This is a genomic window from Acinetobacter sp. TG2027 (assembly GCF_000302435.1).
Classification (GTDB): domain Bacteria; phylum Pseudomonadota; class Gammaproteobacteria; order Pseudomonadales; family Moraxellaceae; genus Acinetobacter; species Acinetobacter pittii.
In genome coordinates this window covers 1-21,894 of the sequence record NZ_AMJN01000064.1, presented here as the reverse complement: position 1 = coordinate 21,894, position 21,894 = coordinate 1, and the positions used below count along the sequence as shown (strand labels likewise).

Below are 21,894 nucleotides of genomic sequence, written 5' to 3'. Positions count from 1 at the left end.
GATTAAAAGATCATTTATAAAAAATGGAACTTACACAAAATAATTTACAGGCTCTGCGGTGGGATCGATCGATGCTTTGTTTGTAAAAGACACCAAGGAAAAACGAGATGAAATGCATGGGACTGTCCGTCTTACTGTGTCGTCTGTGTTAGGGCGCAAATTGGTAGTACCCGCACTAGCAGAATTTGCCACACGTTATCCAGATATTGTCGTGGATTGTGTGCTAACAGATTCACACTCGGATGTGATCGATGAGCGGATAGATATCGGGATCAGATTTGGATTTTTGCCGGACAATCGATATGTGGCAAGGGAATTGGCTAAAGTGAACTTTTATTCTGTGGGTACGCCAGAGTTAATTGATAAGGTCGGAATGCCTAAAAAAATTATTGACCTTGATAAATACCCTCTAACAGCACTATTCGATCATAAAACAGGGCGTTACTGGCCATGGACATTCACCGAAAGTCGAAGCTTCACGCCATCAAAGCCTCGTTTTATTACAGATGATCTAGAAGCTGAATTTCAAGCTATTCTCGCTGGAGTTGGATTCGGACACATGCCTGGATTTCTAGTTTTGCCGTGGCTTAGGAGTGGTAAGCTCATTCAGATACTTCATAAGGAAACCTCTCCCGTTTGGCGCCTGTATTTATATCGTCCACAGCGGGGCCCGACACCTTTGCGAATCCGAGCATTGTTTGATTACTTAGCGGAAGTGTTGGGCCATATAGAAACCTGAATCAGATGGAACTAACTTTTTTCTAGAAAGTAGAAATCAGATAAGACCATCATGTATTTAGAGTAACTACAATTTTTCCTATTTGCTGATTTGATTCAAGATAGCGCTGAGCGTCATGCATGTCCTCAAAGTTAAAGCAACAGTCGATCACTGGACGAAGATATCCTGCACCTATACTGCTAAGAATAAATCGTCTGGCTTGCTCCCTTAGAACAGGATCATGGAGAACCTCAAGGAACAAAAAACCTCGCATGGTTAAGCTCTTGCGTAATGCAACTTTAAGGGGAAATGGTGTGATCTCAGGGCTAAGTGCACCATGCATAACCATAGTTCCTCCTACAGACATCGCTTTTGCAATCTGTTCAATATGAGGCCCTCCTACAGCATCGAAGGCGACATCAAGATGTTCTCCACCTAAACGTAAAACAAGCGCCTCATACAAATCTGGTTCATCTTCAGTGGCTATAACATTTTTAACACCGAGATCCAGTAAACGTTGCTTTTTCTCTATCGTCTGTGTACTTGCAATGACCTTAGCACCCGCTGCTTCAGCTATCTGTATCGCAGCTAGTCCTACGCTACTTGAAGCTGCTGTGATCAAGATCGTTTTTCCTTTCGAAACTCCACCAGCATTGATTACACCACCCCAAGCCGTCAAATACTGCATCCAGATTGAAGAAGCTTCTTCCCAGCTTAAACTATCGGGTTTGTGAACTAAAAAAGTTTCTGGAATCAGAAGTTTGTCCGCATATGTCCCATATTTGGCTAGATTGTCAGTCGGAAGAATCGATACTGCATCTCCTGGAGAAAATTGGCGTACACCTTCACCTATTGCCAGAACTATGCCTGCTCCCTCATATCCCAGACGAGAAGGGAATACTGCCTTTTGAATATAAGTACCACGCCGAAACATTACATCAGCCCGGTTGAGTCCGATCGTTTTCATCTGGATTAGAACTTCTCCTGCTGCTGGTAAAGCAACAGGAAGTGTTTCTAATGTCAGAACATCTGTATCTCCAATACTATTGAAGCGCCAAGTCTTGGCCTGAAGTGCGTTAAATGACATCAATCACGACCTTAATATTGGCAGAGCGATCTTGAACAGCATCATGAGCCTCAATCGCTTGGTCTAGAGTAAAATGACGAGGATCAACAATAGGACGCAGTTTACCTTCCTCAACGAGACGAGTCGCGATCTTAAGGATATCACCATGATGAGCACGGCGATTGCCTGTTAACATCGGCATTAGGACGAATACGCCAGACACTGTGGCACACCGTAGAGATGAACTCGCTAAATTATGATTACCAAATGCAGCACAGCTGGTAATGTGGCCATAGTGAGTTGTCATGGAAAGTGAAGCTTCGAGTACTGGACCACCCACAGTGTCGTAAACAATGTTAAAACCTTGACCCTCAGGGCTTGCAGCAATAATGTCATCGGAAGATGCTGTTGTGTAATCGAGAGGTGTTGCACCGAGTTCTGAAATCAGTGATTGATCAGCTGTACGACCAGTCGCCCAAACATTTGCATCAAGTGCTTTTGCAAGCTGAACAACCATATAACCAACGCCACCAGCACCACCCTGAACCAGTACAGTTTGCCCTGGTTGGACCTTCGCATTATCCACTAAACCTTCCCAAGCGGTGAGGAATGTCAATGGTAGTACTGCTGCCTCGCGCATAGAGATATTCCGTGGCTTTAATGCGATCAGATCAGCATCTGCTACAACATATTCTGCTAAAGAGCCTTGAATACCACGAACGCCACCTATCAGACCGTAAACTTCATCTCCGACGTTGAAGTGGGTGACACCTTCACCAACAGCAGTTACAACCCCAGCCATATCCGTTCCCAACACGGCAGGAAGCTCTGGCATAGCATATGGTGCTTCACCAAGACGAATTTTATAATCAATAGGGTTTACACCACTAGCATGAATACGTACTAGAACTTGCCCAGCCTCTGGTTGAGGTATAGGCAGTTCTACACGTTTAAATTCATGATCACCAAAATTTTCTAGGATAAGAGCATTCATCATCTTATTCATAGTTGTTCCTTATTCTTAACTGGGGGATGATATGCACAGTACCAAAGTAAAATAATCCAATAAATGATATTTATAGGATTTAATAATTCCTAAATAATGAATAATAAATATCATCCGCTTACTAAAAATAGTCTAGTACAGTCTGTAAAGGCATTTTTAATCTAAACTATCGGTAGTATTTTTAAGGTGTGATACGTTCAAAATATCTACAAACTGGCTAAAAGTTGGAAACATAATTCTAAAAGGTCACAGCATAGCATTACAAAGAACATGAGCCAAAATAAAAAAAATGGGAGCTTTAGCTCCCATTTTTTTGTGACTTTCGCATAAGCTCTACTATGTTTATTTAAAAAAATTAAAAATAGAGACAGAAAATTTTCGCTAAAGACCCTTTTGATTTTTCGATTTATAAAAAAATATTGCTTTTTTATACTATGGGGCACTATAGTATAAAAACTAAAAAATAAGGAGGTCTGATGTCTAGGGCATGTCCTCATTTGGCTTTGCACCAAATTAACATGCAAGCAATGTAAATCATAGACTGATAATTTCGTGCAAGCTTATCAAATCGGGTCGCTATCGCTCGGAAATGTTTTAATCTCGCAAAGACATTTTCAACTAGATGACTTAAAGGATATAAATACCGATCAAATTCTTTATTTTCTCTCTTACTATTTGATTTCATTGGGATGATCGGCACAATATTTTGCTTTCTTGGCAATGTCCTAATTTTTTCCGAATCATAACCTTTATCTGCAATCAGATAATCTGCCTCACCAATCAACTGCTCCGCAACTTGGCTGTCATAGAGTTCACCTCCAGTGATTTTAAAATCAATCGGTAATCCATTCGCGTCGGTTGCAAGATGAATTTTTGTGGTTCTTTCACCTCTAGACCGTCCAATTGCTCGCTTGAAACCGTGCCGAGCTCCACTTGCATGCTGATGCGCGCGTATGTAGCTTCCCTCAATGAATACCCATTCTTGATCCAATACGCCTCATAGTTTAAAAAAATTTACCCCACAAGCCCTTACTCGCCCAACGATTAAAGCGGTTATATGCTGTTTTCCAAGGACAAAATTCTTCAGGAATCACGCCATGTTGCATCTGTACATAATTTCCATAAGATGGCTTCCATGATATTTCTACTGTTCTTTGAACAATAACAACCATGAAATTGCATCGTAGACTGGATTTGTTGTCAAATATCATCGGTGAGTAGAGTTCGTGCCATTGAAAAATATACAAATAAAAAGAGGTTAAATCATTCTTTTAAATCTTTAAAATCAATTTTTCAAATGAGGACACGCCTTAATAGATAAACAGTTTCAATATCTTGACTTCGCTTAAAGTCTAGTATGTTAATTTTAGTATAACTCTAAATAATTTGTTTCTTTCGAGTCGCTAACCAACACAAAACTGCTCCTGCTGTCACCATTGCAACACCTTGCCAAAAGATAAAAGATAAGGACGTACTTAGAATTAATGCCGCAAACAAAGCTGATAACACGGGAATAAAATAAGAAGCTCCAGCCATTAACGTCATGTTCCCTGAAATAATTCCAATATTCCAAGCACCATATCCCAAACCTAAAGCACCAGCTGCCATAATCAGAGTGAGTGTATTGTCATAAGTAAAATTAAGAGCTGACCCACTCATGAGAAGGTATTTGATCCATAGTACAACTCCAGTCAAGGCAAAAAATATAGTGACTAGATTTTTACCCTGAGATGTTTTTACTGTCACAGAACAATATGCAGCCCACAAAATAGCAGCAGCAAAAGCTAAACCATAACTAAGAGGATTAGCTTTTAAATTAGTAAATATCTGAAAAAAATCAAATCCAGTATCTCCTCCTAGTACCCAACAAATTCCAACTAAAGCGAATATGCAGCCAGGAATAATTAAAATATTGGCCTTAACGTTGTTAAAAATAATTGCGAATAGTAGAGTAAATGTTGGCCATAGATAATTAATCATGCCAACTTCGATTGCTTGTCTACTGTTTTGCGCATAGCCAATAGAAAGGGCAAAACATAATTCATAAGCAACAAATAAAAGGCTTCCCCACCATAAATAGGATTTTGGGATGGTAGAAAACTTAGGCATACCAACCATGAAAACTAAAATCATGGATGCGACACTGTAAATTAGAGCAGCACCAGCTACAGCTCCAAAGCTCTCACTGACACTACGCATTAAGCCTACATTTGTACTCCAAAATATGACGGCTGTAAGACCAATTAAAGTAGATATATTTCTATTGAGTGTAGGGAGAGCATTTAAAAGCATAACCTATTCCTATTAAGCCTTAGCATTGATTAAATGATGTGATTTCCTTTCTAATAAAGCTATACTTGCAAAAATTGCAACTATAACTAATAAGATACTAGGTGCTAAGGTATTAGCTGTTTGTTGAATTAACCAGGTTGCAACGAAAGGAACTGTTCCACCTAATAGTGCATTAGCAGTATTAAAACTAAAGGCAAAACCGGTATAGCGCACTTGTATAGGGAATTGTTCTGTTAAATATGCAGGTAAGCTCCCATCGTTCATTGCTAATAATGTGCAGAACACGAGCTGAATGATCACCATTTCAATAAAACTGGCAGTTGAAAGTAAGTAGAACAAGGGTACAGTCAGTACGATAAAGCTTAGACCTGCCCAAAGCAACATTTTCTTACGTCCAATTCGATCTGAATATTTGCCCATCACAAAAACTACAGCAATATAAAATAGCAATGAAATTGACCCTGATATAAAGGCTTTGGATTTATTTACACCTAACTCTGTAGCTAAATAATTTGGCATATAACTAAAAATAAGATAGAAGGCGGTGGCATTTAAAGATGCAACTGCAAATGCTTTAAAAAGTGCTGGTTGATACTGAGTAAATAAGGCTTTGATTGGAAAAATTTCTTTGTTGCTATTTTTTTGATGTTCTAAAAACTCTGGGGTTTCTTCTAACTTTACACGGATATAATACCCGATTAAACCTATTGGTGCTGCCAATAAAAATGGAATTCTCCAACCATATTCGTGTAAAAACGCCTCTGACATGAAAGCGAACATCGCCGCTGCCATTAAAGAGCCGAGTAGTAAACCCGTTGCAGTACTTGCAGGAACTAAACTGGTATAAAGTCCTCTTTTTCCCTTAGGGGCGTATTCTGCAAGAAAATTTGCTGCACCAGCATATTCACCTGAAGCGGATAAGCCTTGGATCATCCGGAATATTAATAACATAATCGGTGCAAAAATACCGATACTTTGATAACTTGGTAACAGTGCAATACATACCGTAGCCAGTGTCATTAATATAATCGACCACGATAGTGCATTTTTTCGACCAAATTTATCCCCAACATGCCCCCAAAAAATACCGCCTAATGGACGAAAAATAAATGAAATTGCAAAGATCGCATATGTAGCCATTAATGCTGTTAAAGAGTCACTTTTCGGGAAAAAAACCACTGCAATAACTGTTGCCAAAAAACCATATGCAGCATAATCAAACCACTCCACAAAATTACCAATAAAGCTGGCGCTAGCAACACGTCTTAAAGTATTTTTTTGCTCTATTTGATGATTGTTTTTCATTCTATTTACTCCTAATTAAATAGGCACTCATTTTCAGAGTGCCTATTTAAAATCTTTTATTTGATAATGTTATGTTCTGGACCATATGGGAATTTGGTAATATTTTCATTTCCTGATTCTGTAACGACCAAGATATCATGTTCACGGTAACCACCAGCCCCAGCCATTCCTTGCGGAATCATAATCATAGGTTCCATTGAAATCACCATGCCTGGTTCTATCACCGTATCAATATCTTCACGTAATTCTAAACCGGCTTCACGACCGTAATAATGTGATAACACACCAAAGGAATGTCCATAACCAAATGTGCGGTACTGCAATAAACCTTCTTCATAGAAAATTTCATTTAACTCTTTAGCAATATCACTGCAACGTGCACCTGGGCGAATGAGTTTTAAGCCAGCTTCATGCACCTTGACATTCGCCTCCCAAATTCGTAATGAAGCATCATCACAGTGATCAAAGAACTGCGTACGCTCTAAAGCTGTATAATAGCCAGCAATCATAGAAAAGCAGTTTAAACTTAAAATATCACCTTTTTGGACTTGGCGGGTTGTAACAGGATTATGTGCACCATCCGTATTAATGCCTGATTGAAACCAAGTCCACGTATCCATGAGTTCAGAGTTTGGAAAACGTTTGGCAATTTCACGTACCATGGATTGAGTAGAGGCTAAAGCCACTTCATGCTCTGGCACACCTTCACGAATTGCTGCAGTCACTGCAAAACCACCAATATCACATACTGCAGCACCTTGGGTGATATGTGCAATTTCTTCAGCAGATTTAATCATGCGTAGCTTCATGCATGCGGAACTAATATCCACAAACTGCACATTCGGTAAAACTGCTTTTAACTTGTTTAAACGTTCTAAAGGTAAATGATCAAACTCAATTCCTACACGGCCTTTATTTGGAATTTCTTGTGCAACCGCTTTAAAATAGTTATCACGCTGCCAGTCAGTATAAACTACGTTATAGTCGCCAATCGTACGACGCCAAGGTTGCCCAGCATCAATATTTGCTGAAATTGTCACCACTTTTTCTGGGCTAACCACCAGACCGTAGAAGCGCCCAAATGAACAATAAATAAAGTCTGCATAATAGTTAATGTTATGGATTGAACTAAATAGAATATGATCAATTTCTAGCTCTTCCATTAGTTGGCGTAACTTGCTCTGTCTATTTTGATACTCAGATAATGAAAATGTTGCAGAAACTTTTTCACCATTTTCAATGGTTAATAATGATGGTGGTTGTGAAGCAGCAAAATTATTTACTAAAGTATTCATATATTTCCTAGATCAATGTAATGTAATCAATGAGCTAAGCTTATGCAGAATATGAATAGGGATTTTTGCTAAAAGCGTCAAAAAGTTGTCAAAAACCGACAAGACTAAAAAACACTAATGAGCAAAATCCAGAATGTTACGTTCAAATTTGGGGGAATAGTTAAAAAAAGCTTTATAGGCTTTAGTAAAACTAGATACATTACAAAAACCACATGCCAAAGCAATATTTGAAATGTTTAACGTAGACTGTTTAAGTAGATTCTGTGCATAGGTGAGTCTTAGTTTTAAATAATATTCTTTTGGAGCCAATTGTAGATTCATTTTAAACAAGCGCTCTAAAGTACGCGGTTGAATTTTTACATGCTGTGCAATTTCAGCAATAGTTAAAGGCTCATTAATATTATTTTCCATTAAGCGCAATACTTCTTGAATCTGAAAATCAAGTTTTTTCTTATGTTCAGCAATAGGTTGATGTTGAATTTCATTGCTCTCACGCACTTGATGAACAATAAATTGCTCACAGATTCTTTTAGCAATATTTGGATAGTGTATTTCAACAAGTGCCAAGCCTAAATCAATCGCTGCAAGCCCACCAGAACAGGTAAAACGGTTCGCATCAATGGTAAAAATATGTGGGGTAAACTGTACTAATGGAAACTCTTCTTGTGCCGCTAAGGTATTTTCCCAATGAAGGCTAGCACGAAAGCCATTTAGTAGATTGGCTTTCGCTAATACATAAGCGCCTGTACATAAACCACCTAAAGCAATTTTTTGTTGATCCAACTTATATAAAAAATTCTTTAAGCGTACTGTCATATTTTTATAAAGTTGAAAACCACCACAAATAAAAACTATATCCATGTTCAGTAAATGTGACCAAACACAGGTATGTTGTATTTGAAGACCATTGCTTGCGCAGCTATGATGACCATCTAAACCCGTTACATTCCATTGGTATAAATTGTCTTCTGTAACATAATTAGCCATACGCAAGACTTCAACCATGTTTGAGAAAGCAATCATTGAAAAGTTATCGAGTAATAAAAAACCAATACGCTTAGAGTTTTGTAACATAAATTTAATGTTCTTCACTTTTTTCAATATTTTTATAAAGCAATTTTGAGACCACAATTTTGATTTTTTCAGATTTAAAAGTTACTTTTGTCTTTATTTCCATGAGGCTTTGTTGCATAAAGCCTTTGATAGCAGAGTGAACCATACGGGGTTTGTAGGAGACTTTTTATTTAAGTTAGGCCACCTGAACTAACGGGTTAATTTTATCATAATACTTTGTTTCAAAATCAAAAGGCGATACATAACCAATGCACTGTGTACACGCTTTTTATTGAACCAATCTACCCAATTTAATATCGCAAGTTGTACATCTGCTTTTCAATAGTCAATCACCTCAGTTTTGTATAAGCCATTCACCGTTTCAGCCAAAGCATTATCATAGGAATCACCAGTTGTACCGACTGATGCTCCTAAATTTGCTGCCTCTAACTGGATAACGAATAGAAAGATATTGCACACCTCTATTTAAATCATGAATTACATTCTTTGGCATACATCGGTCACGTAATACTTGCTCCAGTGCATCAAGCACCATATCTGTATTCATCCGTATTGATACTTTCCATCCAACAATTGCGCGTGAGAACACGTCAATAATAAGGGCGGTATAGACCTAGCCTGAATTTGTTTGAATATAGCTGAAGTCTGCGACCTGACACACAAGAAGCACTGCTTCGCAAGGGTCAGGATGATCAGCACTAAAATTACGGTTCACCAAGCCAACTGCCCGTTTTTGGTCATCTCGTACAAAGCCTTTTCGATTTATAAAAAAATATTGTTCTTTTTTATACTATAGGGTACTATAGTATTAAAACTAGCAAATAAGGAGGTCTGATGCCTAATCAGGTTGAAGACAAAAAAAAGATTCTTCTACGCGTCAGAAAGATCAAAGGTCAGACGCAAGCGATTGAAAAAGCGTTAGAAGACAATGTGGAATGTGGTGCAATTCTGCAACAAATATGCTCTGTGCGTGGTGCTATTAATGGTTTAATGAATGAGATGTTGGAGGTTCATTTAAAGGACACTTTAGTATCAGGTGAAACCACAGAACAACAACGAAAAGAAGAACTGGCTGAAATCGCCAAGATTCTAAAATCATATTTAAAATAGATCTGTATCAGGAGTTACTCCATGAAGTCACGTGCTGCTGTTGCGTTTGGTCCTGGTCAACCTCTTCAAATTGTTGAAGTTGATGTTGCACCACCGAAGAAAGGTGAAGTATTAATCAAGATCTCCCATACTGGTGTGTGTCATACAGATGCATTCACTTTGTCTGGCGATGATCCTGAAGGCGTTTTTCCGGCTATTCTCGGGCATGAAGGTGCTGGCGTTGTGGTTGAGGTTGGTGAAGGCGTGACTAGTGTCAAACCAGGTGATCATGTAATTCCACTTTACACCGCTGAATGTGGCGAGTGCGTATTCTGTAAATCTGGAAAATCGAACTTGTGTATTGCCGTTCGCGAAACTCAAGGTAGAGGCGTAATGCCAGATGGTACCACTCGTTTTTCCTACAATGGTCAACCGATTTACCATTATATGGGCTGCTCAACGTTCAGTGAATACACGGTAGTGGCAGAAGTATCATTGGCTAAAATCAATCCTGAAGCCAATCATGAACATGTATGCTTATTGGGTTGTGGGGTAACAACGGGTATCGGTGCAGTACACAACACGGCTAAAGTACAAGAAGGTGATAGTGTTGCGGTTTTTGGTTTAGGTGGTATTGGTTTGGCAGTCGTACAAGCCGCACGTCAAGCTAAAGCAGGGCGTATTATTGTGGTTGACATGAATCCTGATAAATTTGTGCTGGCAAAAGAGTTTGGTGCAACGGACTTCTTGAATCCTAAAGATTACGATAAACCAATCCAGCAAGTAATTGTTGAAATGACTGGCTGGGGTGTAGATCATTCATTTGAATGTATTGGTAACGTGAATGTGATGCGCTCAGCCCTTGAAAGTGCACACCGTGGCTGGGGACAATCCGTAATTATTGGTGTTGCTGGCGCAGGTCAGGAAATCTCTACCCGTCCATTCCAACTGGTTACTGGTCGTAAATGGCTAGGTTCTGCCTTTGGTGGCGTAAAAGGTCGTACGCAACTTCCAGGAATGGTTGAAGATGCCATGAAAGGTAAAATTCAATTAGAACCATTTGTGACACATACGATGGGCTTGGATCAGATCAATGAAGCCTTTGATCTAATGCATGAAGGTAAGTCAATTCGTACTGTAATTCATTACGAATAATTGCGACAGACCTTATACTTTTCCATGCATGTGCATCATGAATGACATGCATGGAATCCTCTAAAACGGCACATCAACTGTAAAACAGATCTATCTGTGTAGGCATCGTGTATAGGTTCAATAAACCTGCCTACATTTTAATTCTTTATCACTATTCTCTGTGGAGAATGTCAGACTCTTTGTTTACTTGATTTCTCATGAAGTCTTGCTCAACATAGGTAATTGATTATGGAAATAATTGAGAAACATGCTTCTTTTGGTGGGTCGCAAGAAGTGTATCGCCATCAGTCAATAGCATTAAACTGTTCAATGAAATTCTCAATATATCTGCCACCTCATGACAAAGATGAGCGGTTGCCAGTTTTATATTGGTTATCAGGACTGACTTGCAACGAACAGAACTTTATTACTAAAGCCGGAGCACAAAAGTATGCGGCTGAACATAAAGTCATTATTGTTGCACCAGATACCAGCCCACGTGGAGAAGATGTACCAGATCATGCAGATTATGATTTAGGCCAAGGCGCAGGATTCTATGTGAATGCAACACAAGCACCCTGGTCACAGCATTTCAAAATGTATGATTATATTGTGGAAGAGCTGAGAAATCTGATTGACCTGAATTTTCCGACCAATCAAGTCCAAAGCATTATGGGGCATAGCATGGGTGGTCATGGTGCATTAGTAATTGGGTTAAAAAATCCTGAGCTGTATAAAAGTATTTCTGCTTTTGCACCAATTGTTGCACCTAGCCAAGTACCTTGGGGGAAAAAGGCTTTTACACACTACCTAGGTGAAACCGAAACTTTATGGAAAAGCTATGATGCAATTGAATTAATCAAAAACGCTGAAGTTCATTTACCTATTTTAGTCGATCAGGGAACAGCTGATGATTTTCTTGAAGAACAGTTAAGGCCTAAGCTTCTTAGTAATATTTGTTTGGAACAAGAATATCCTCTTACACTTAACCTAAGAGAAGGGTATGACCATAGCTATTACTTCATTGCGAGCTTTATAGAGAAACATATAGAGTTTCACAGCAAATTCCTAGCTAAATAACTTTCATAGATATGAGGATGTACAATGTTGTTCTTGAATGCTTCTTGAGCAATATAATTTCCAGATGAAGAGGTCAGCTTATAAATCTAAGGTAGAGTCAATTGATCCTTATATAAATAAGATTGAATTGAATCATCTCATATCTTAATTTTTTTGATTCAAATGTTAATGATATTAACTTGAATAAATTCATAGCATTATGTCGAAATAAAAACCCAGATTTTGGCTCAGCTATGGGAATTTTTTTAACTTTTATACAACAAAACTTTCTGAAATTCATACATTAGCAATGTCAGAATTAGTTTTAATTCTAATCAATTGTGGAGTTTTAGTCATGCTTAAAACAGCTTTATATGTCCGTCTTGAAGCTAAACCGGGTAAAGAAGACGAAGTGGAAGCTTTCCTTAAAGCCGGTTTACCTATTGTAATGGAAGAACCTGCGACAGTTGCGTGGTTTGGCCTACGTCTTGGACCTACAACATTTGGTATTTTTGATGCATTTCCTGATGAGGCGGGTCGCCAAGCACATTTATCTGGCAAGGTTGCAGCTGCTTTGATGGCTCAGGCTGAAGAGCTATTTTCAGAGCCGCCGTCTATTGAAAAAGTAGATGTTTTGGCGAGTAAACTACCAGCTCATACTGATGCTTAAATGTATGAGGGTGCTGCCTGAAATTTCGAATGAAAGGCAGCACTTCAACCCTGTGAGGTTTGTCGGAGTCTTTTTATTCAAGTTGGGCTACTTTATTTAATGGCTTAATCTCATCATTTACATGGGTCAATATCCAAAACAGGGTAAATAAACGAATGCAACTATTTACATGCTTTATATTGAACCAATCTATTTAATTTACTGTCGCATTTGTACATCTGCTAAACCGTGCCAATCTGCTTTTAAAATATTTAATCATCGCTATTTTGTATGAGTCATTCACTGTTTTAGCCAATGCGTTCACGACCATGTCAGTAGTCATACGTGTTGATACCTTCCATCCAACAATCGCTCGTGAAAATACATCAATAATAAAAGTGGTATAGAACAAGCCTGAATTTGTTTAACCATAACTAAAGTCGGCAAGCTGAAATAATATTTATAAAAATAGACGACTGGTCTATTTTTATGTATAGTTAGCACATGGTGTAGTCAAAAGCCGCAGTGTTGCCCAATTTTTTAAAGTTTATTTGATAAATAAGGGTGGTTTTTCAAATCAATTAACTGATTATCCTAGGATAAAAATATGCTGAATTTTAACTTTTATAATCCGACCCGTATTATTTTTGGTGGCGATACAATAGCTAAAATCAATGACTATGTGCCTACAGAAGCAAAAGTGTTAATGTTGTTTGGTGGTGAAAGTGCACGTAAGAATGGTACTTTAGCTGAAGTGCGTGAAGCATTAGGTGCAAGAGAAATTCATGAATTTGGCGGAATTGAGCCGAATCCGAGTTATGAAACCCTCATGAAAGCCGTAGAGCTGATTCGTGAACAAAAGATTGATTTCTTGATGGCTGTCGGTGGTGGATCGGTAATTGATGGTACTAAATTTATTGCAGCAGCAGTCAATTATACAGGGGATACATGGGAGATTTTAGAAACCCATGGTACTAAAATTACTCAAGCTTTGCCTTTTGCGAGTGTACTCACCCTTCCGGCAACTGGTTCAGAAATGAATAGCGGTGGGGTAGTCACCAGAAAATCGACCCAAGCCAAATTGTCATTTAGCAGTCCCCATGTTTTTCCGCAATTTTCCGTACTCGATCCGAATAAAACTTTTAGCTTGCCGACGCGCCAGTTAGCAAATGGCGTGGTCGATGCATTTATTCATGTCATGGAACAGTACTTAACTTACCCTGTCAATGCACAAGTACAAGATCGTTTTGCCGAAGGTCTATTGCAAACTCTGATTGAGATTGGACCGAAAATCTTGGACGATTCAGCAGATTATGACACGCGTGCGAATTTGATGTGGGCTGCTAGCATGGCACTGAATGGGCTAATTGGAGCTGGTGTACCACAAGATTGGTCAACCCATTTGATTGGACATGAGCTCACGGCTTTACATGGTATTGATCATGCTCGTACCTTGGCCATTGTGTTTCCGGCCAATCTACAAGTGCGTCGTCAAGAGAAGCGAGAAAAATTACTACAGTATGCAGCTCGTGTCTGGCAGATTGTCGAAGGTGATGAAGAACAACGTATTGATACTGTTATTGCTCGTACTCGAGCCTTCTTTGAGCAACTTGGATTGCCGACTCGTCTTAGCGATTATGGACTGGTGGAGACAGATATTGAGATCATCATTACGCAACTTAAATCACACAATCTTACACAGCTAGGCGAACATAAAACTGTTTCATTAGAGATCAGTCGCCAAATTCTCGCGACGAGCATCTAAGCTAAATGCGCGTATCTGGCATGCTCAGGCCACACGGCAAGTGATCATGCAACAATGCTCCTAAATCCTGAAAATTATCGGAAAAATAACATGAAAATTTTAATCGTTTTAACCTCACATGATCAACTTGGCAATACTGGTAAGAAAACAGGTTTCTGGCTAGAAGAACTTGCTGCACCGTATTACACCTTTATTGACTCTGGTGCTGAAGTTACGCTGGCGTCACCTCAAGGTGGGCAGCCACCACTAGATCCGAAAAGTAATTTAGCAGAAGCACAAACTGAAACCACTCATCGTTTTGAAGCTGATCCAACTGCAATGCAAGCATTGGCACAGACGCATAAACTTAGCGAAATCTCTGTAACTGATTATGATGCAGTGTTTTATCCAGGCGGACATGGCCCATTGTGGGATTTAGCAGAAGATCCGATTTCAATTTCTCTGATTGAACAGGCGATTCAGTCTGGCAAACCTGTTGCAGCAGTGTGTCATGCCCCAGGTGTTCTTCGTCATGTGAAAGCGAGTAATGGAGCGCCTTTAGTTAGCGGTAAATTAGTGACTGGTTTCACCAATACTGAGGAGGCCGCTGTAGGTTTGACCGAAATTGTACCATTTTTAGTTGAAGACATGCTTAAAGAAAACGGTGGTCATTATTCTAAAGTGGATGATTGGCAAGTATATGTTCAAGTAGATGGCTTGCTGGTTACTGGACAAAATCCAGCATCTTCTGCTGCAACCGCTACAGCATTACTTCAATTGTTGAAATAAAGAGTAGCTAGTGTTTGTTGTGGTGCTTAGCAGCGAATAAACTTCTGACTCTGAGCAACTGGCGCAATAAGCAAAATAACCCTCACTTAATGGTGACGGGCCGGAGTGAATAGCTTTCCTTCCTTTATTTTTCTATATACAGGAAGGAAGGTTATTTTTTAATTTAGATCAATTAAGCCATGATGACTTGGATACAATAAAATGAAAGCCAGCAAACTTTTTCAAAACTTAAGCTTAGGCCCTTATGTTTTGCAAAACCGTATTGTATTGCCACCATTAACGCGGTCGCGCAGTACTCAGCCAGGGAATATTCCAAATGAACTGATGGCAACCTATTATCAACAGCGTGCCGGGGCAGGATTTATGGTCACCGAAGGTACGCAAATCGAGCCACGTGGTCAAGGCTATGCTTGGACTCCCGGTATTTACAGCCCTGAACAGATTGCTGGATGGTGTAAAGTGACGGAAGCAGTGCATGCTAAAGGAGGCATTATTTTTGCACAACTTTAGCATGTTGGGCGTGTTTCACATACATCTTTGCAACCCGATCATGCATCACCGGTCGCGCCTTCGGCTATTAGGGCTGATAGTAATGTTAAAGTCTTTATTGAGACCGGGCCCAATGCGGGGGCCTTGGCTGATCCTTCAATGCCACGTGCTTTAAGCAATGCAGAAGTTAAAGAATTAGTGCAACTCTATGCTCAAGCAGCGCGTAATGCCTTGGCTGCTGGTTTTGATGGAGTTGAAATTCATTGTGCAAATGGTTATTTGGTGAACCAATTTATCTCTGCACATAGTAACCATCGTGAAGATGAATATGGTGGATCACTAAACAATCGTTTGCGTTTTTTACGTGAAGTAGTAGAGGCAGTTGCTGAGGTGGTTGGTGCAGATCGTTTAGGAGTGCGTTTTGCCCCGTTATTTGAAAGTACAGAGGAAGATCGTGTTTACATGGGGTTGGTTGAAGATGATCCACATGTCACTTATATTGAGGCAATAAAGATACTTGAAGAAGTTGGGATTGCCTATTTATCTATTGCAGAAGCTGATTGGGATAATGCACCAGAACTTCCTCATGATTTTCGTAAAGATGTCAGAGACACTTTCAGTGGTCGGATTATTTATGCAGGTCGATATACGGCAGAAAGAGGGACTCGAATTTTAGAGGCAGGTCTGGCCGATTTAATTGCATTTGGACGCCCATTTATTGCGAATCCAGATTTACCCGATCGTATCGCCAATGGCTGGCTATTGAATGCAGTAGATGCAAGCACTATGTATGGTGGGACGGAAAAAGGCTATATTGATTATCCAGCTTACGCAGATTAATATTGACTTAATGAGTTATTTTGCCAACCTTTGTGGTTGGCAAAATAACGACTTAGGATTGCTGTTGCCAGCACAATTTCTTCTTAAAACAAATTCTTAAAATTTTTTAGCCGTGTAATGAGCCAACCTGCCAGTGGGAAAGAAATCAGTTGCGTTACTGGCACTAATACTATGACTTCAATCAACACCATCATCGGGAAACTTTGATGCTGAGTAATTGGCTTTAATAAAGTGAGTACCAGTAATAGTGTGGGATATAAGCCTAAATATCCGACTAAAATACGAGTCATGAGGGCTTTAGAAGGAGAATTCATTGTGCGCTATACTCATGGATTGTAAATTGATCTAATAGCAACACATTAATAAGTAATCATTGGGCTGCTGTCATTAATTATGTAATTGATATTTAATCTAATTTTTACGAAACTTCACTTTTTAATAGAAATTTAGTTGCTCTCAGAGCTTGATGTAATGGTGTTTTATCTTTTTGCAACTTACTCAATAATGCTGCACCTAACCACATTTGGTAAAGTACTTGTGCCAAAGTCGAGGCCTCAGTATCTGCTTGGATAGACTGATCCTGTTTTCCCAAATCAATTAAACCAGCAATACGCTCGATTACATCATCCACGCCAGCGGACATAATGGAGCGCATATCTTCAGATAGATCGGCAACTTCTGCGGCAAGTTTCACAATTAAACAACTATCCGCCCAACCACACTGTGTTTCAGGATCTTCTATCCATAAATTAAAATACTCAATCAGCTTTTGATAAGGAGATTTATCGCTACGCCATACATCATTTAAACGGACTTGGTAATTATCTACATAATGCTGTACCAATTCACATCCGAAAGCTTCCTTGGATTGGAAATAATGATAAAACGAGCCTTTGGGGATCTCACAGCTCTGTAAAATTTCCTGTAATCCTACACCAGTAAAACCTTTATGCAAAATCAGGTCTGAACTGGTGTTAAGAATGTGTAAGCGCTTCGCTTCAGACTTTTTAATAGGATTAGGCTTCATATTAATTATTTACTCTATTATAAAAAATAGACCAGTCGTATTGTTTTTTATTATAACTCATCTACAATGCATGTAAAGAAATTTTAATCATAATTTTTGATTGTGAAGAGAAATACTTCCAAATAAAACATGGAGTTATATGTGTGAAAACAGTTATTAATCAACGCATCGTTTTAGCTAAACGGCCAGTGGGTGAGCCAAAACACAGCGATTTTCGTATTGAGCAAGTTGAACTCAATGAACTTAAACAAGGCGAGATATTGTTAAAAACCATTTACTTGTCACTCGATCCTTATATGCGTGGTCGCATGAGTGATGCTCCTTCATATGCAGCACCGGTTGAAATTGGCGAAGTGATGGTCGGTGGAACAGTCAGTCAAGTGGTGGCCTCTAAAAACCCAAAATTCAAAGAAGGCGAGTGGGTTCTTTCCGGAAATGGCTGGCAGGGCTACGCAATTTCTAATGGGTCTGCCTGTCAAAGCTTAGGTATGCAACCTGCACATCCATCTTGGGCATTGGGTATTTTGGGAATGCCAGGATTTACTGCTTATATGGGGTTGTTGGACATTGGTCAGCCTAAAGCCGGTGAAACTTTAGTCGTTGCAGCTGCAACGGGACCTGTGGGTGCTACGGTTGGACAGATTGGCAAAATTAAAGGTTGTCGCGTGGTTGGCGTCGCAGGTGGAGCTGAAAAATGCCGTTATGCAGTAGAAGAACTCGGCTTCGATGCTTGTATCAATCATCATGATGAAAATTTTGCAGAACAATTACAACAAGCAGTTCCCAACGGTATTGATATTTATTATGAGAATGTAGGGGGTAAAGTGTTTGATGCAGTATGGCCATTGCTTAACTCTGCGGCACGTGTACCGGTGTGTGGTGTGGTTTCCCAGTATAATGCTACCGAGCAAGCACAAGGGCCAGACCGTTTACCGGGCTTTATTTCCACCCTTTTAAAAAAGCGTATTCGCATGCAAGGCTTTATTATTTTTGATGATTATGGCAGTCAGTATCCGGAATTCAATCAGCAAATGTCTGACTGGTTGAAAGACGGAAAAATCAAATATAAAGAGCATATGGTGCAAGGTTTAGATAACACGATCAATGCTTTCAATGGTATGTTAAAAGGCGAAAACTTTGGCAAAGTGGTTGTAAAAATTTAAAAAAATAGGAATTATCATGATTACACTACATCATTTAGATCAATCACGTTCTTTTCGCATTTTGTGGTTACTTGAAGAAATCAAGCAGCCCTATGAGCTGAAACGCTATTATCGTGACTCAAGCACGCATTTGGCCCCTGAATCTTTAAAAACCATCCATCCTTTAGGGAAATCTCCAGTATTAGAATGGGATGGCAAAGTTATTGCAGAGTCAGGCGCAATCGTTGAGTTATTAATTCAGAAACTTGCGCCGCATTTAGCACCAGATATGGATGAACCTACCTATGTCGATTATCTACAGTGGATTCATTTCTCAGAAAGCTCTGCCATGCTGCCATTTTTGTTAAAAACGTTTAATGCGATAGAAACCAAGCAAGGCACGAAGTTGGTATTTCTAGAAAATTATACTCAAGTTGAGTTCGATAAGGTATTTGGCCATTTAAATGAATATTTAAAAGATAAAGAATTTCTAGTGGCAGACCGTTTAACCGGTGCTGACTTTATGATGGGCTTTGGACTACATGCTTTAGTTTATCATATGGGACAAGGTGAAAATTATCCCCATATCCAACGTTATGTAGCAGGTTTAAGCCAACTACCTAGCTGGCAAGTCGCAGTACAAATTGAACAAAATGGTGTGAAAAGTCAAAAATAGCAAAATTGTTTTTTAACGCAATTGAGAAAAAGAATCATGATTGACAAGTACATATGATTATAAAATAAGCTGACACTTATTTAAAGTAAACGCCTAATGAATTTCATCGGGCGTTCTCTATTTTAAAGATAAGGAATTACCATTATTTAAGACAAGTTTCGCCTATTCTTTCACTGCAAATTCCTATCAAAAGGGCTTGAATATCACAACGGTTACGTTGAAAGATATAATCAACTTTTGAAAGAAAGGTGACTAACGCACAGCAAGATTAAATTATTCCTTGGGGTATTAAACAAGTAATCTATATCATTTTAATAACATAAACACATATGCGTAAAAATCACGCCCCGCTTAACTGGCAATAGTTTTTGAACCCTCGTATAAAAGATTAAAAGAATCTAGCAAGTCTTTATTTAATGTTAATACTCATCCAGTATTGAGGTTTTTTATCTTTTCTTGCCTGTGATCTAGGTTGTAATACTCTAATTTCATACTCACCTGAAGCAGGTAAAATATAAATACCATTATCATCAAGCTCTGGAGAATATTCTCCAATATTGATGGAGTCTTTTAATTGATTACCCCATAAGTAAGCTTCAACATTTCCTCCAGTCAACTTCACTTTTAACTTTTGCCCTTTTTTAGCATAAAATTTGTAGGAATCATACTTGTATCCCTCTATCCTTCCGTAATAATTTGCAGAGTAAGCTTTTTTTGCAAACTTAACTACAACAGTCTTTCGTATATCATTGTTATCATTTGCAAGTACGGCTGGGCTAAGCATAGTTAAAGTTAGGGCCATAAAAGCACCAGCTAGTAATTTCGTATTCGCTATTTTCATAAGGTTACCTTAATTCTTGTATCGCCCCTGACATAGTAACATAAGTAATAAGTAACCATGAATCATGGAACGGAACTGTGAATAGTCATAACATAGAGTTGCACTTCAAATGCTAATTTAAGACTTGCGAAATCAATGGTTAATTAATTGGTCACTAAGGAATAGCCAATCTAGATATAAACTTTATTTAACAAATACTTATAAAAATATGTGATGCGTAACATACGCATCATATATAAAGCGTTCTATTTTGATATAATTGATCCAATCAACCCCTTATTAGGTTTCATTTAAATTCCATGAGTCTTACTGATATTAAAGTTCGCCAAGCTCATTGCAAGGAAAAAACCTGTTTTTTATCCGATGAAGATGGGCTTAGCCTGAAGATTGAGCCGAGTGGAAGAAAATCTTGGTGCTATCGCTATACAGATCCACAAACTAAAAAACGTCGACGCATTCAGTTAGGTCTTTATCCTGATTTATCGCTGAAAAAGGCACGACAAGTCAGAGATGACTTTAAAGACAATAATTTCTGTTTTGAACATGATACTGCCTCTAATCTTATCACCTTTGGTAAGGTCGGGGAGGAGTGGTTACAGTTCAAACTGAAGAATGCCTTCAACGATCTACCCCGCTGTGGTGTACTACAGTTAGCAGAAAGATGCTTACAGCAAGATATTTATCCAGACCTTCAGGATTTACCTTTTCAAAACATCAAGCGCTATGACCTGGTTTCAGTAATCAAAAAAATAGAGGGACGCCAAGTAAAAGAACCTGTCAAAAAAGCTTGTAGTTATTTGAACCAAATTTATGACTACGCTGTAGCGATGGGTTATTGTGAGTTCAACATCGCTCATGGTTTAAATAAAATCACCATTAACAGCAAAATCAAGAAAAATTATCCGTATTTGAAAGCGGAGGAAATATCTGATTTTAAGAATAAATTACAAAAATTGGATGCCCATCCCATTATTAAAAAAGCACTGATGTTCAAATTACATACTGGCGTGAGAGGGGCCGAATTGTTATTGGCTGAGCCTCATCATTTTGATTTAAATGAAAAAATCTGGAAAATACCTGCCTTGCATATTAAACAGTTTCGACGAAAAGTTATATTAGGCCATGAGATTCCAGATTTTTTAGTTCCACTTTCAAATCAGGCTTTAGAGATTTTGAAAGACGTCATGCAGTGGTCATACGGTGAAAAATACCTTTTTGCTAGCCCTCGCAAACACAATCAACCGATTCATTTTAATACTCTAAATATGGCCATACGTAAGATGGGGTATGGCAAACATCAACTATCTTCTCATGGATTACGTTCTACTTTTAGTACCATTTTGAATGACTCAGGTTTGTTCCAAGATAATTGGATTGAGGCACAACTTTCACATATTGATAAGAACCGTACCCGTGCCAGCTATAATCACGCTGACTATTTAGCTCAACGGACTGAAATGATGCAGTGGTGGGGTGATTATTTAAGTACTAGTAAGTGAAAATCGTACTTTTATACATAAACTTAAAACATGATGGGGTGTTAAATGGATAGTAAACAATATACTTACCGTGTTAAATGGTCAGCTGAAGATAATGGGTATGTTGGAGCCTGTAAATTATTTTGTGTAAGTTCCATTTTTTATAAATGATCTTTTAATC

18 protein-coding genes and 5 pseudogenes are annotated in these 21,894 nt (G+C 38.7%); 11 read left to right on the top strand and 12 right to left on the bottom strand.

Annotation, left to right across the window (positions count from 1 at the left end; genetic code table 11):
• Positions 1 to 55: 55 nt before the first annotated feature.
• A pseudogene (locus tag B806_RS0118680) lies at positions 56 to 739 on the top strand (substrate binding domain-containing protein); the annotation flags it as partial.
• Between the two features lie 49 nt (positions 740 to 788).
• Here B806_RS0118680 and B806_RS0118675 read toward each other — a convergent pair.
• The 8 genes and pseudogenes from B806_RS0118675 to B806_RS19690 form a co-directional block, all read right to left on the bottom strand.
• Positions 789 to 1,805 carry a zinc-dependent alcohol dehydrogenase family protein gene (locus B806_RS0118675; RefSeq protein WP_002126642.1) on the bottom strand — a complete coding sequence of 339 codons (1,017 nt, stop codon included), beginning with the start codon at positions 1,803 to 1,805 and terminating at the stop codon, positions 789 to 791.
• Complete coding sequence (locus tag B806_RS0118670; RefSeq protein WP_002126629.1) at positions 1,795 to 2,790, bottom strand: zinc-dependent alcohol dehydrogenase family protein; 996 nt, start codon at positions 2,788 to 2,790, stop codon at positions 1,795 to 1,797. Before B806_RS0118670 ends, B806_RS0118675 begins: the two co-directional genes overlap by 11 nt.
• Positions 2,791 to 3,283: 493 nt before the next feature.
• Positions 3,284 to 3,972, bottom strand: a pseudogene (locus B806_RS0118660) (IS5 family transposase).
• Positions 3,973 to 4,167: 195 nt separating this feature from the next.
• A complete protein-coding gene (gene yddG / locus B806_RS0118650; RefSeq protein ID WP_002126624.1) occupies positions 4,168 to 5,082 on the bottom strand; it encodes an aromatic amino acid DMT transporter YddG in 915 nt (304 codons plus the stop codon).
• Positions 5,083 to 5,094: 12 nt separating this feature from the next.
• Complete coding sequence (locus B806_RS0118645) at positions 5,095 to 6,387, bottom strand: MFS transporter (protein WP_004832916.1); 1,293 nt, start codon at positions 6,385 to 6,387, stop codon at positions 5,095 to 5,097.
• A gap of 56 nt (positions 6,388 to 6,443) precedes the next feature.
• Entirely contained in the window at positions 6,444 to 7,682 is a 1,239-nt protein-coding gene (locus B806_RS0118640; protein ID WP_017403344.1) for a M24 family metallopeptidase, read from the bottom strand.
• A 114-nt stretch (positions 7,683 to 7,796) separates the two neighbouring features.
• Positions 7,797 to 8,756, bottom strand: a complete 960-nt coding sequence (locus B806_RS0118635; protein WP_017403343.1) for a GlxA family transcriptional regulator — start codon at positions 8,754 to 8,756, stop codon at positions 7,797 to 7,799.
• Between the two features lie 175 nt (positions 8,757 to 8,931).
• Positions 8,932 to 9,501 (bottom strand): annotated as a pseudogene (locus B806_RS19690) (DDE-type integrase/transposase/recombinase); the annotation flags it as partial.
• Between the two features lie 89 nt (positions 9,502 to 9,590).
• Between B806_RS19690 and B806_RS0118620 the strand changes: the two are divergent.
• From B806_RS0118620 to B806_RS0118605, 4 genes are all read left to right on the top strand, one after another.
• Positions 9,591 to 9,866 (top strand): metal/formaldehyde-sensitive transcriptional repressor, encoded by a 276-nt coding sequence (locus tag B806_RS0118620; protein ID WP_001133624.1) that lies wholly within the window; start codon positions 9,591 to 9,593, stop codon positions 9,864 to 9,866.
• Between the two features lie 21 nt (positions 9,867 to 9,887).
• Positions 9,888 to 11,000, top strand: a complete 1,113-nt coding sequence (locus B806_RS0118615) for an S-(hydroxymethyl)glutathione dehydrogenase/class III alcohol dehydrogenase (RefSeq protein ID WP_017403341.1) — start codon at positions 9,888 to 9,890, stop codon at positions 10,998 to 11,000.
• Between the two features lie 228 nt (positions 11,001 to 11,228).
• Positions 11,229 to 12,059 carry an S-formylglutathione hydrolase gene (gene fghA / locus B806_RS0118610; RefSeq protein WP_000402511.1) on the top strand — a complete coding sequence of 277 codons (831 nt, stop codon included), beginning with the start codon at positions 11,229 to 11,231 and terminating at the stop codon, positions 12,057 to 12,059.
• Between the two features lie 334 nt (positions 12,060 to 12,393).
• Complete coding sequence (locus B806_RS0118605) at positions 12,394 to 12,708, top strand: antibiotic biosynthesis monooxygenase (RefSeq protein ID WP_017386625.1); 315 nt, start codon at positions 12,394 to 12,396, stop codon at positions 12,706 to 12,708.
• A 196-nt stretch (positions 12,709 to 12,904) separates the two neighbouring features.
• Here the strand turns inward: B806_RS0118605 and B806_RS19835 are convergent.
• Positions 12,905 to 13,135: pseudogene (locus B806_RS19835) on the bottom strand (DDE-type integrase/transposase/recombinase); the annotation flags it as partial.
• Positions 13,136 to 13,294: 159 nt separating this feature from the next.
• Here B806_RS19835 and B806_RS0118600 point away from each other — a divergent pair.
• The 3 genes and pseudogenes from B806_RS0118600 to B806_RS0118590 all read left to right on the top strand — a co-directional run bounded on the left by B806_RS0118600 (position 13,295) and on the right by B806_RS0118590 (position 16,549).
• Positions 13,295 to 14,452, top strand: coding sequence for an iron-containing alcohol dehydrogenase (locus B806_RS0118600; RefSeq protein WP_000931664.1), 1,158 nt, complete (start codon positions 13,295 to 13,297; stop codon positions 14,450 to 14,452).
• 90 nt (positions 14,453 to 14,542) lie between these two features.
• Positions 14,543 to 15,220, top strand: a complete 678-nt coding sequence (locus B806_RS0118595; RefSeq protein WP_000697981.1) for a type 1 glutamine amidotransferase domain-containing protein — start codon at positions 14,543 to 14,545, stop codon at positions 15,218 to 15,220.
• 201 nt (positions 15,221 to 15,421) lie between these two features.
• Positions 15,422 to 16,549, top strand: a pseudogene (locus B806_RS0118590) (alkene reductase).
• Positions 16,550 to 16,632: 83 nt separating this feature from the next.
• Here B806_RS0118590 and B806_RS0118585 read toward each other — a convergent pair.
• Both B806_RS0118585 and B806_RS0118580 read right to left on the bottom strand, forming a co-directional pair.
• Complete coding sequence (locus tag B806_RS0118585) at positions 16,633 to 16,863, bottom strand: hypothetical protein (protein ID WP_005144694.1); 231 nt, start codon at positions 16,861 to 16,863, stop codon at positions 16,633 to 16,635.
• A 104-nt stretch (positions 16,864 to 16,967) separates the two neighbouring features.
• Entirely contained in the window at positions 16,968 to 17,576 is a 609-nt protein-coding gene (locus B806_RS0118580; RefSeq protein WP_000804053.1) for a TetR/AcrR family transcriptional regulator, read from the bottom strand.
• A 143-nt stretch (positions 17,577 to 17,719) separates the two neighbouring features.
• On the opposite strand from B806_RS0118580, the gene B806_RS0118575 reads away from it, so the two are divergent.
• Both B806_RS0118575 and B806_RS0118570 read left to right on the top strand, forming a co-directional pair.
• Positions 17,720 to 18,739 (top strand): NADP-dependent oxidoreductase, encoded by a 1,020-nt coding sequence (locus B806_RS0118575; protein WP_017403340.1) that lies wholly within the window; start codon positions 17,720 to 17,722, stop codon positions 18,737 to 18,739.
• Positions 18,740 to 18,755: 16 nt separating this feature from the next.
• Positions 18,756 to 19,394: a glutathione S-transferase gene (locus B806_RS0118570; RefSeq protein WP_005071523.1), complete on the top strand. Its 639-nt coding sequence runs from the start codon at positions 18,756 to 18,758 to the stop codon at positions 19,392 to 19,394.
• Positions 19,395 to 19,803: 409 nt separating this feature from the next.
• On the opposite strand, the gene B806_RS0118565 is transcribed toward B806_RS0118570, so the two are convergent.
• A complete protein-coding gene (locus B806_RS0118565; protein ID WP_000684951.1) occupies positions 19,804 to 20,235 on the bottom strand; it encodes a PPC domain-containing protein in 432 nt (143 codons plus the stop codon).
• Positions 20,236 to 20,534: 299 nt separating this feature from the next.
• Between B806_RS0118565 and B806_RS0118560 the strand changes: the two genes are divergently transcribed.
• The gene (locus B806_RS0118560) at positions 20,535 to 21,734 is read left to right on the top strand and encodes an integrase arm-type DNA-binding domain-containing protein (RefSeq protein WP_000059636.1); all 1,200 of its coding nucleotides are present in this window, start codon (positions 20,535 to 20,537) and stop codon (positions 21,732 to 21,734) included.
• The last annotated feature ends 160 nt before the right edge of the window (positions 21,735 to 21,894 follow it).